Raw genomic sequence first — 10,121 nt, 5'->3', positions numbered from 1 at the left:
GGTTTGCGAATTTTTGAAAAGGAAAAAAGGTGACGAGATGATTCGTGCAATCATGATTGGCTTTGCGCTGCTCTTATTATTGATCTGCGCAAACGTGGTTTGGCAAAACGTGCATTGCGGCACGCCGGTTTTCCGCACCGCTCCGCTGCAGATTGTCCCGTGTGAATCTGGCGATACGTTAGAGGCCGAGATTGATGATTTGCATCGCAGGGCGCGAGATCATCCGGCGAGGTAGTGGTGTCCCGTGGTAACTAATTATGATGGTAAGTATTGGCCAATACGTTACCGAGCAATTTAATACCCGGATTTCCGGGTATTATCACAACGATAAAAAAAAAGGACTACCGGTAACCGGCAGTCCTTTTTTAGTACTGAAAAGCTTGGTAAGCACTGGTAAGCACTTTTCCAAGCAATGTCTTCTAAGTGGTCGGGAAGAGAGGATTCGAACCTCCGACCCCAGCGTCCCGAACGCTGTGCTCTACCAGGCTGAGCCACTTCCCGAACCGTGTGTGGTGCGCATTTGACGTGTCCATCAAATGCGGCTACCCATTTAGCATGGTTTTATTCTGGTGTCCAGCCCTTTTCAGCGGCAGAGAATGTTTTCCGGCGGACCACAAAAATCAGGCAGCCCCGGCGACCCATTGTAACCACACGGGAAACGCCGTGCGCTCAAAACAAAAACAGCTGACCAAACGTCAGCTGTTCCCACCCATCACCCCAAAACGCCGTTCGTTAGTTGACGGCGTCAGACAATTTGCTGCCCGGTTTGAACTTGGCGATCGTTTTGGCAGGGATCTCGATCAAGGCGCCGGTACGGGGATTTTTCGCCTTGCGTTCGGTGCGTTTGACTGTCGAAAATGTTCCGAATCCCACCAAGGTGACCTTGTCTCCCTTGGCCAGCGCGTCAGATACAGCCATGAGCATTCCATTCAACGCTTTTTCAGCCGCGGCCTTGCTGATGTCTGCCGCCTCCGCCATGGAGTCAACCAGTTCCTTTTTATTCATTCTTCCCTCCCAGAGTTTTTAGCATTGCCATGACAGCCAGGCTCTCAATCCTGACGCGGCATCTGTTGACAACGTCGAAACTAAAATAAAAAAAGAAATCTTTGTCAAAGGAAAAAAAATCAACGAAACATCCCTAAGGTCCAGTTTCCCAAGGCCTTTGGCGCATCGGCGCCGTCGCTCAACGATTATCTGCCCTCCAGATCAAGCAGCACTTTCACGACGCCGCTTTTTTGCAAAAAACGTAACAGAGCCAGGCGGATGGCCGGGTTCAGCATGGTCTCGAAATCGGCAGTCCGGATAGCCACGCTCACTGTTGATTCGCTCTCGTCTTCCAGGCGCACCCGGCAGCCTGAAAAACCGAAGTGTTCCACACCGTTTTCCCACAATTCGATCCGTCGCAACCGCTCATCGGTGATTTTCATTCCCGTGGGAATTCTGGTGGCGAGGCAGGACGCGGAGGGCGCATCCCAACCGACCAGCCCCATTTGCCGGCTGAGGCTGCGCACGTCGGCCTTGCCCAGGCCGGCCGCCGCCAGGGGCGTTTGCACCCCAAGTTCGTGAAGCGCCCGCAGTCCGGGGCGGCTGCTTTGCAGGTCGTCGGCGTTGGTGCCGTCAAGCAACAGGGAAAACCCGCGCTGCTCCATACGCTCGCGAAAAAGCGAATAAATTCGCGACTTGCAAGAATAGCAGCGATCCTCGGGATTGGCGACAAATTCCTTCCAGCCAAGGGGATGCAGCGCAACCCGTTCGACGAGAACGTCCTGGCCGTAGCCGTGGGCTGCCGGCCACTGGAGCGCCCGCTTCACTTCGCTGGCCTTCAGCAGTTCCGACTCGCCAAAGAGCATCAACACATTGTCCGGCCCCAAGGCGTCCAAGGCGCACTTCACCACCAGGGAGCTGTCGATTCCCCCGGAAAAGGCAACGGCGACTCGACCATAACCGCGGAGAATCGATTGCAGTTGCTTGGCTTTATCGTTCAATTCCACCTCAATCACTCCTCAACGCAACAACAGTGGGGCACCCGCCAGCCGCGCCTTTAAAAATTGCGGAGATTGACGGCGCCGTAGAGCTCGATCAAAAATTTTTCGGTGGCCGGCGCCAGGCCAATGAATTCAGCGCCGTAGGAGTGATCCATTACGTTGGCAATGCGAACCTTTTCTTTCATTGCGAAACTTTTGCCAATGGTGCAGCTGACAATCAGCAAATCGCCAACCACGTAGGATGCAGGGGAGTCGATTCGCACCCCGCCAAGGCTGACGTCAAGGATGGTCGCGTTGCTGTTTCTTAAACTGGAGGTGTTGTAGCAGGAGGCTTCAATGTCGGTGTTGGTGATTTTTTTATGCTGAATCCGCTTATGGCGGCGTCTTTCCTTTTGCTCAAAGGGATATTCGTCAATGACAGCCTGGATTTCCTCGGCGCCTCCGTTGGCAATGCTCACGAAAAGCGGGATGTCGCGCTGCTTGATGTGTTCCACAAACCAAGCGTCAAGGAAATTGTACACGGTGTTCTCGGCGCTGGTTTTGTTGCGAAAACTCAACCTGAACTTGCGAAACTCCTTGATCAGCGCGTAATGCTCCAGGCTGTGTTCCAGCGCGTCTTGATGATGCCTGAACAGCTCTTCCTCTGCTTCAAAATGACGAAAAACATAGTTCTCAATCACGTCAAAGAGGGTCTCGATGACTTTTTTATCGGCCATGCCTTCTGAGGCTTTGCCAAGATCGTTGACGAGATCAAAGATTATTTTATGCTGATTGTCGATGAGACCAATCCCGACATTGAGCTCTGTATCCCATTTTTTCATTATTCTCATACATGAGCACCTTGGTTGTCCTTCGATTTGCGCGAATTTCGCCCGAAGGCGAACAACTTTATACAATCGCAACACAAAAAAACGGGATGTTACAAAGAAAGCGGCAATCAATCGCCCCAGGCGGAACCCTTAGGCCGCATCAGGCGCTGACGGCGGCGCTAATAGCGGCATTAATAGCGGCATTAATAGCGGCGTTAACGTACCCCGCTGTTTTTAAATTTGGTACCCGAAAAACTTCGGCCTGCTCAAAAAAAGAACAAGGCTGCATTGCAGACTCGTCTTTTCCGCTGGAACGCAGGTTTGGGCGCACGGTTTTCTAATCAGCCGCCGAGCACCCGGCTCAGTTCCTGCTGCAGATCCTGCAGTTGAAAGGGTTTGGCCAATCGTCCCTGAAAACCATGCGTCTTAAAAGCGGCCATGATTGGATCTGTGGCGTAACCGCTGGCAACGATGACGCGGGCGGCGGGATCTTCGCGCAGCAACCTGCTCACCGCTTCCTGGCCGCCCATCTGCCCGGGAATAGTGAGGTCCATGATCACGCAATCAAAGGGCGCGCCGCTGGCCGCTGCCGCCCTGCACATCTCCAGGGCCTCCTCGCCATGGGCCGCCTCTGCGGCCTCGTAGCCGAGCAAGCCAAGCATCTCCGAGGCAATCTCCCTGACCATGGCCTCGTCGTCCATCACCAGCACCCGCCCGCGGTGTTTCGATCTGGAAACCACGGCCTGAAACCAGGGTTCTTTGACGCCGACCGAGTCTCTGTCCGCCGGCAGCGAGAGGGTAAACGTCGTGCCCACGTCCGGGATCGACTCCACCCGGATATACCCGTTGTGCTTGCTGACCACGGCATGCACAATGGCCAGCCCCAGACCGCTGCCGCTCTGCTTGGTGCTGAAATAGGGATCAAAAATCTTGTCGATGAACTTCTCGGAAATGCCCACGCCCTGGTCGCGAATCCTGATGACGACAAAATCGCCGTCCAAGGACGACGCGGCCCCTTCAATCTGACCGCTGTTTTCAGCGTCGATGAACAGGTTGCCGCCCTCGGGCATGGCCTGCTTGGCGTTGATGATCAGATTGGCCAGCACATGGCTGAGCTGGCCTCTATCGGCCCGCACCGGCCACAGATCGGCGGCGATTTCGGTGTGCGCTTTGATGTTTGAACCGCTGAGATTGAATTGGATGGCGTCGCGCAGCAGGCCGGGCAGCGTGATCGATTCCAGGAGCGGATCGCCGCCCTTGGCAAAGGTAAGCAGTTGTTTGGTGAGATGGGTGGCCCGGTCCAGGGCTTGATGCGCGGTCTCGATATATTTGTAGGATTCGTGTTCCTTGGGCAAGGTCATTTTGGCCAGCTCGATGCCGCCAAACACGCCCATCAGGATATTGTTGAAATCATGGGCAATGCCGCCGGCAAGCGTGCCGACGCTCTCCAGTTTCTGCAACTTTTTGCGCTCTTCCTCCATGTGCTTGAGCTCGGTGGTGTCGGGGAAGACGACCAAACCGGCAATCACAGCCCCTGCGCCGTCGCGAATGGGCACGCCTTCGACCACCGTGTAGCGGATGCGGCCGTCCTTGTCTTCGATTTTCAATTCCTGGCTGTGGGTTGCCTCGCCCCGCAAGGCCTTCGCGATGGGCGTTTCCTTCGGCGGCAAATAGCAACCGTCGGCGGTGTAGCATTTCCAGCTCCAGTCAATGGCGTGCAGGCTCTGATTGAGATAGTTTCCGTGGGGAACGCCGAGAAAATCGAGACAGGCCTGATTGATCAAACGAATGCATTGGTGGTCGACCGTGGCCATGACCATCGGAATATTCGATTGTTCAACCACCGCCTGGAGCAGGGTGTTGGTGCGCTCCATCTCATTGCGCATCCGGTATTCCTCGGTTACGTCTCGAAACACCAGCACCACGCCGGCCGTGATTCCGTCGCTGCCTCGGATGGGCGCGGCCGAATCGGCGATCTGGTGCTCCTGGCCGTGCCTGGCAATCAGCACTGTGTCGTTGGCCAGGCCAACGATCTGCCCGCTTTCCAAAACGTGTTTGACCGGGTTGAAGGCCGGTTGGCGGGTGCGGGCGTTGACGATGTGAAAGACCTCGGTTAGCGGCCTGAGCAGCGCCTCCTGGGTCGTCCAACCGGTGAGCGTTTCAGCGATGGGATTCATGCGGGTGATGCGGCCTTCGGTGTCGGTGGCGATCACCGCGTCGCCGATGGATTGCAGGGTGATGCGCAAATTTTCAGCGATTTTTGCGGTTTCCCGCTGATGCGCCGTCAACCGTTGGAGAACGCCGCCCACCACCATGCCGGCAAGAATGAGCACGCTGGCAAACATGGCGCGCATCAGCAACTCGTGCGGATCGTGCAGCGGCAGCAACCTCGGCAGCCATTCCCCCATGGCGTCGTGGAGCCAGAGGTGTTCAAACAGGGCGTCAAGCAGCCAGAGAAAGGCCGCCAGCAGCACGCTGTAGAGGGTGACGACAACCAGCAGATTGCTGGACGCCGAGCCGGATGGGTCGTTGGTTGTGTTCATTCCCGAGGTTCCTTGAGTGTCTGCCAGGCAAAGACAGGGGTTGCAAACAGCAGGGAGCCCAGCGAATGGGCAATGGTCCATTTGAGCCATCCCACGGCAACGGCGTCCGCCTGGATCAGCCCAAAAAGCCATTTGAATCCGACCCCGCCCGCAGCCGTCAACATCGGCGTTAAAAGGACGGCCGCAGCAAAACAGATCAGCAGATCAACCGATCCTTTTATCACCACGCGCGACGTCACTTGCCGCCGCATAAGCCAGGCGCCGAAAAGCGGCCCAAGCGTGTTCATCAGGGCAATGCAGGCGGCATAGGCCCATGAACCGCCGAGGGAATAATGGTTGGCCAGGATCGTGCCCAGGGCAATGCCGAGGGCAATTTTCCACCCCCGAAAGAAAGCAACGACTATCGCCACGGCCGCAGCGGGCCAGACAGGCATCGGCAAGACCCCCATGTGCCGGAACAGGACAAAGCTCAGGTGGGCCAACGCCCAATAGATCAACGCCGTTGCGATGTTTTCAAGACACCATTGTCCCAGAGCATCCGACGAGTTGCGGATTGCGCTCCCCTGCCTGTTGTCCATACCCCGCCTCCTGCGCCGCTGTTTTTCCATCCTGGAACGACCGATCGGACATCTGTTTTCCTTGCCCTGTTCAAGGTTGCATCCGCTCTTTGGAGTCAAAAATCACCAGAAAACAACCAAGAGCGTCAAAAAGCCGCGTCAGTGCGTTTTCAAGAAGCAACAAAAACAAGGTCAAAGCATTTTCTCTGTACCATCAACACGAGGCGTTAGCAAGCCCTGAACCTCTCGTTTTTCTATTGAAAAATTATCATTTCCATTTCTTTGCGCGATAATTGCCCGCCGCCTGAACGCAGACGTCAGGACGAACGGAAACTGATGACGCTCCAGGGGGCCGGTGGTATGGTGATCGTCAAGGTTGCAAGAGCGCTGCGGAACAGACAAAGGAGCGGAACTATGGGCAAAGGTTTGTTGATCGTGTTCACCGGCAACGGCAAGGGCAAGACCACCGCGGCCCTGGGCATGGCCATGCGGGCGGCCGGCCACGGCCTGCGCGTCTGTTTCGTGCAGTTTATCAAGGGCGGTTGGCGCTACGGCGAACTCGAGGCGGTCAAACGCTTCGAGGGGTTGATCGATCTTCATGTGATGGGCAAGGGGTTCACCTGGAAATCGGACAACATCGAAGAAGATGCGCGTCTGGCCCGCGAGGCCTGGGAATTCGCCTGCGCAGCCATTGCCTCGGGGGTTTACCACACCGTAGTGCTCGATGAATTCACCTACCTGCTCCATTACCAGATGCTCGAGCTCGAACCCTGCCTGCGCGTTCTGGCCGACCGCCATCCCGACCAGCATGTGGTTATCACCGGACGCTACGCGCCCCAGCAACTGATCGACGCCGCGGATCTGGTCACCGAGATGCAGGCCGTCAAACATCCATTGAAAGGCGGCGTGAAAGCCCAACAAGGCATCGAATTCTGACCAAGGCCAACCTTTTTTGGAGGACGCCATGCCGACCCTGAAACTGGCCCTGATCCACAGCGCCGCCGAGCACAAGCAGGCGGCAAGCAACCGCGCCCATCTGCTGACCCTGTTCCGCCAGGCCGGCGAGGCCGGGGCGCAACTGGTCGCCGCCCCGGAGCTGTCCGTTTCCGGATATTCGTTTAACAGCCGCCAGGACATTGCCCCCTATGCCGAAACCGCCGACGGTCCGACCCTGACCGCGCTGGCCGCATTGGCCAAAACCTACGGATTTTACGCCTGCATCGGCCTGGCCGAGCGGGACCCGCGCACCGCCATTTTGTACAACAGCGCCTTTGCGCTCAATCCGCAGGGGGAGCTGATCTGCCGATATCGCAAGATCAACGCCGAATGCCGTTGGGCCTGCCCCGGCAATCCGCTGGCGGACAACACCTTTGCCACGCCCTGGGGGCGGATCGGAGTGCTGATCTGCTCCGACTCCTATCATAGCCTCATGCCCCGGATCACCGCCCTGCGCGGGGCCGACCTGCTGCTGATTCCAGCCAACTGGCCGCCGACCGGTCTGGACCCGCGTGAGATCTGGCGAGCCCGAGCCCTGGAAAACGGGGTGTATGTGGCGGCCTGCAACCGCACCGGCATGGATCTGACGATGGACTGTCGCCAGGGGCCCAGCGCGGTGTTCGATCCGCACGGGGCCACGCTGCTCGACCGCAGCTCTCCGGAGGCGCAATTGCTGCTGCTTGACCTGCCTTTAAACGCCGACCATCGTCTCCAGTCCCATGCCGGAAGACGTTTAGACGGCCGCCGGGCCACCGACGTCAACGACTGCTGCCTCAATCTGGCCGGCGTCTCCGATCTGACCGCCTTTCTTCGCCTGCCGCCGCCGGGCGTCTTGGCGATCCACTGCCTGCCGGCCGCATCGGAAGCATTAGCGCTGGCCGCTGTGGAACACCATCTGCGCGAACAAAACACCACCCACACGCTGCATATTCTGCCTGCCGGGACCTACAGCGACGTCGCCCTTGAGCGGATGCAGGCGCTGTGCGCAGCCAGCGGCAACGCCATTGCCCTTTGGCGCCAAGGTCCTGAGGCAGGGTGGCATTGGTTTGCCGGCGGGCAGGCGCCCCGGCATTGGCCGTGCAACCCGGGCGATGCAACACCACCCGTGCTGCCTCAGGTGGATTGCGGCACGGCGCGGGTGGCGTTGGCCCCCCTGACGGCGCTCCGTCATCCCGAACCGATCCTGGCGGTCGCCAAACAGGGCTGCGATCTGGTTGTGGTGAGCGATGATTGGCTGTCCGACGATGATCGGCTCCTGGCGGGAGTTCGCACCATCGACGCCCTGGCGGTGGCGATTTGCGCCCCAAACGGGGCCGGCGTATGGATGACGCCCGAAGGGCACCAGCGTTGGGAGGAACTCCTGGCTGGACCTGGCTCCGCCTGCCGCTATCTCCTTGACACCCGTCGCACCCGCAAGAAACGATTCCAGGATCGAGTCGATTACGACCGATTGCTTCGCGACGACGACGCAACGGCGAACAGCCCCTCTTGCAGGCAGCCCTGAACGCACAAACGCCCATTGACCGTTACGGTCAATGGGCGTTTTGGAGAGGGCGCGCAATCAAGGGCGCAAAGCGTTGCGAACAACAGGCGCGACAAGCGCGCGAAGGGTCAATGGACCATAAATCTGGCCTCCTGCTCCACCCACTTCATGGCCCGTCCAAAAAATTTTGCTTCGTTGATGCTCACATTGACAAAGGCCAGAGGCTCTTCCAACGGCAACTGGTCGGAGCAGAGGCAAATCTCGCTCTCATCACGAAAACGAACCACCAAGGCGCTGTCTTTTCGCAACAAATTTTCCTCAAACACCGAGGTTAAGGTATCGGTGTTAAACACCGACAGCTCGTCGTCGATCATGGCGGAACGCACGTCAATGATCAATTCCCGACAATGGGGCATATTGAGCATGGTTTGAGCGATCTGCAGGATGTCCCAACCGCCGTCGTCGTCCAATTCCCCTGAAACAACAATGGAATAGACTGAGCCTTCGCTGTTTTTTGTGATTCTGAATCGCATATATCCCTCCAGTGGATAACTGATTAATCCATTAATCTCATGCAATCAAAGATCTGCGGCAATGAAAAGGACATTTTCGGCAAGCGTTCTCAGCGTGACGACGATTGAAAATATCCCTTGCAACGCTTATCGGCGACGCACGGCCAAGGCTTTAGCGAAATAAATCACAGCCCGCACAGGATGAGGCAAAAGAAACCCCACATCAATAAATTAAATGGTTTTAAATCCTGTCTGAAGGCTCACCCCTGGGCCAGCAACAGGCAATGGCGCTGAACGCAGTTACCCGGCAAACAACCCTGTTTGTTGGCCGACGTGACCCAAATAGGCAGTTAATCTCTGGTTCAAGCTAAATTTATGGGCGCAGCGGGTCGATAGAAGAACAAGGCAGGGATGCTTTTGGGGTGCAAATAGGAAGGGACAACAAGGATGCAATACAGAATTCAATCCGAAAACACTGGCAAAACGCAACGATTCGCCGCCGCAGCTGCGGCGGCAAAGACCGCAGGAACCGCGCGTCAGACGTCTTCACGCGGCGCATGGTCGACCGCCGGAGCGACCGTCTCCGTTCAACCCAGCTTCCAGGAATTTCTCACCCAGCAAACCGCTCGCACCGTTGCGGATCGGGCTGAACCCCGGGCGGCAGCGCAGGCGTCGTTGACCGCTCAGAACAAGGGCGAAACCGTCCACACCCTGCAAAAAGGCGAAACCATCTGGGAGCTGGCGAGGGAGCAGTATCAGGTCGATCCGCAGGACATCCTCCGCCTCAATAAGATCGCCAATCCCAACGCCTTGCAGGTCGGGCAGCAGCTCCGCATTCCCGCCCAGGAACAGAGCGGCGTTGCCGATGCCTCGGAAGAGGTGGTTGCCGGCTGGTACGGCCAGTTTCACCAGGGCAGGCTCATGGCCAACGGTAAACGGTTTGACATGCACGCGGCCACCATCGCCCATCGCGACATGCCCATCGGCGCCAAGGTGGAATTGGAAAACCCGGAAACCGGGGAAAAGGTCCGGGCGGTGGTCACCGACCGGGGGCCGTATCATCAGGGCCGCGACGTTGATCTCAGTTACGGCCTGGCCAAGCGCCTTTCCATCGCCGAACAGGGGGTCGGCAAACTGAAGATGCGGACGCTGTAGACCGACATCCCATTAACCTGCCCCGTCTTGCCCCGCCCTGCCTCACCTTGCCGTCGCCTGATTGTCGCTGTCGCGGCCCAC

At 57.7% G+C, this 10,121-nt stretch carries 10 protein-coding genes and 1 tRNA gene; 4 read left to right on the top strand and 7 right to left on the bottom strand.

The window, feature by feature from the left end; genetic code table 11:
• On the top strand, positions 1-235 hold a 235-nt coding region (locus RCH93_RS08935), incomplete at its 5' end, for a hypothetical protein (protein WP_306548013.1).
• Between the two features lie 189 nt (positions 236-424).
• Here the strand turns inward: RCH93_RS08935 and RCH93_RS08930 are convergent.
• The 6 genes from RCH93_RS08930 to RCH93_RS08905 form a co-directional block, all read right to left on the bottom strand.
• Positions 425-501, bottom strand: a tRNA-Pro gene (locus RCH93_RS08930).
• A 231-nt stretch (positions 502-732) separates the two neighbouring features.
• Positions 733-1,005: an HU family DNA-binding protein gene (locus RCH93_RS08925; protein ID WP_306548012.1), complete on the bottom strand. Its 273-nt coding sequence runs from the start codon at positions 1,003-1,005 to the stop codon at positions 733-735.
• 185 nt (positions 1,006-1,190) lie between these two features.
• On the bottom strand, positions 1,191-1,991 hold the full coding sequence (gene larE / locus RCH93_RS08920; RefSeq protein ID WP_306548011.1) for an ATP-dependent sacrificial sulfur transferase LarE: 801 nt from the start codon (positions 1,989-1,991) through the stop codon (positions 1,191-1,193).
• A gap of 50 nt (positions 1,992-2,041) precedes the next feature.
• On the bottom strand, positions 2,042-2,815 hold the full coding sequence (locus tag RCH93_RS08915) for a bacteriohemerythrin (RefSeq protein WP_306548010.1): 774 nt from the start codon (positions 2,813-2,815) through the stop codon (positions 2,042-2,044).
• 320 nt (positions 2,816-3,135) lie between these two features.
• Complete coding sequence (locus RCH93_RS08910; protein ID WP_306548009.1) at positions 3,136-5,337, bottom strand: ATP-binding protein; 2,202 nt, start codon at positions 5,335-5,337, stop codon at positions 3,136-3,138.
• Positions 5,334-5,915 carry an MASE1 domain-containing protein gene (locus tag RCH93_RS08905; RefSeq protein WP_306548008.1) on the bottom strand — a complete coding sequence of 194 codons (582 nt, stop codon included), beginning with the start codon at positions 5,913-5,915 and terminating at the stop codon, positions 5,334-5,336. Before RCH93_RS08905 ends, RCH93_RS08910 begins: the two co-directional genes overlap by 4 nt.
• 339 nt (positions 5,916-6,254) lie before the next feature.
• Between RCH93_RS08905 and cobO the strand changes: the two genes are divergently transcribed.
• Both cobO and RCH93_RS08895 read left to right on the top strand, forming a co-directional pair.
• Entirely contained in the window at positions 6,255-6,830 is a 576-nt protein-coding gene (gene cobO, locus RCH93_RS08900) for a cob(I)yrinic acid a,c-diamide adenosyltransferase (RefSeq protein WP_373693276.1), read from the top strand.
• 28 nt (positions 6,831-6,858) lie between these two features.
• Entirely contained in the window at positions 6,859-8,394 is a 1,536-nt protein-coding gene (locus RCH93_RS08895; protein WP_306548006.1) for a carbon-nitrogen hydrolase family protein, read from the top strand.
• A 107-nt stretch (positions 8,395-8,501) separates the two neighbouring features.
• Here the strand turns inward: RCH93_RS08895 and RCH93_RS08890 are convergent, their stop codons facing one another.
• Positions 8,502-8,906, bottom strand: a complete 405-nt coding sequence (locus RCH93_RS08890; RefSeq protein WP_306548005.1) for a hypothetical protein — start codon at positions 8,904-8,906, stop codon at positions 8,502-8,504.
• A gap of 426 nt (positions 8,907-9,332) precedes the next feature.
• Here RCH93_RS08890 and RCH93_RS08885 point away from each other — a divergent pair, with 426 nt between their 5' ends.
• Positions 9,333-10,040 (top strand): RlpA-like double-psi beta-barrel domain-containing protein, encoded by a 708-nt coding sequence (locus RCH93_RS08885; RefSeq protein ID WP_306548004.1) that lies wholly within the window; start codon positions 9,333-9,335, stop codon positions 10,038-10,040.
• Positions 10,041-10,121: the final 81 nt, after the last annotated feature.

Source organism: Desulfobulbus sp. (assembly GCF_030824455.1).
Classification (GTDB): Bacteria; Desulfobacterota; Desulfobulbia; order Desulfobulbales; family Desulfobulbaceae; genus Desulfobulbus.
This window is presented reverse-complemented; position numbering and strand designations above follow the sequence as displayed.

What these genes read in the sequence shown, in the direction of transcription:
- RCH93_RS08910 (WP_306548009.1), bottom strand. Translation starts at nt 5,337, where the DNA reads ATGAACACAACCAACGACCCATCCGGCTCGGCGTCCAGCAATCTGCTG.
- RCH93_RS08890 (WP_306548005.1), bottom strand. Translation starts at nt 8,906, where the DNA reads ATGCGATTCAGAATCACAAAAAACAGCGAAGGCTCAGTCTATTCCATT.
- RCH93_RS08915 (WP_306548010.1), bottom strand. Translation starts at nt 2,815, where the DNA reads ATGAGAATAATGAAAAAATGGGATACAGAGCTCAATGTCGGGATTGGT.
- RCH93_RS08895 (WP_306548006.1), top strand. Translation starts at nt 6,859, where the DNA reads ATGCCGACCCTGAAACTGGCCCTGATCCACAGCGCCGCCGAGCACAAG.
- RCH93_RS08905 (WP_306548008.1), bottom strand. Translation starts at nt 5,915, where the DNA reads ATGGACAACAGGCAGGGGAGCGCAATCCGCAACTCGTCGGATGCTCTG.
- RCH93_RS08885 (WP_306548004.1), top strand. Translation starts at nt 9,333, where the DNA reads ATGCAATACAGAATTCAATCCGAAAACACTGGCAAAACGCAACGATTC.
- RCH93_RS08925 (WP_306548012.1), bottom strand. Translation starts at nt 1,005, where the DNA reads ATGAATAAAAAGGAACTGGTTGACTCCATGGCGGAGGCGGCAGACATC.
- cobO (WP_373693276.1), top strand. Translation starts at nt 6,255, where the DNA reads ATGGTGATCGTCAAGGTTGCAAGAGCGCTGCGGAACAGACAAAGGAGC.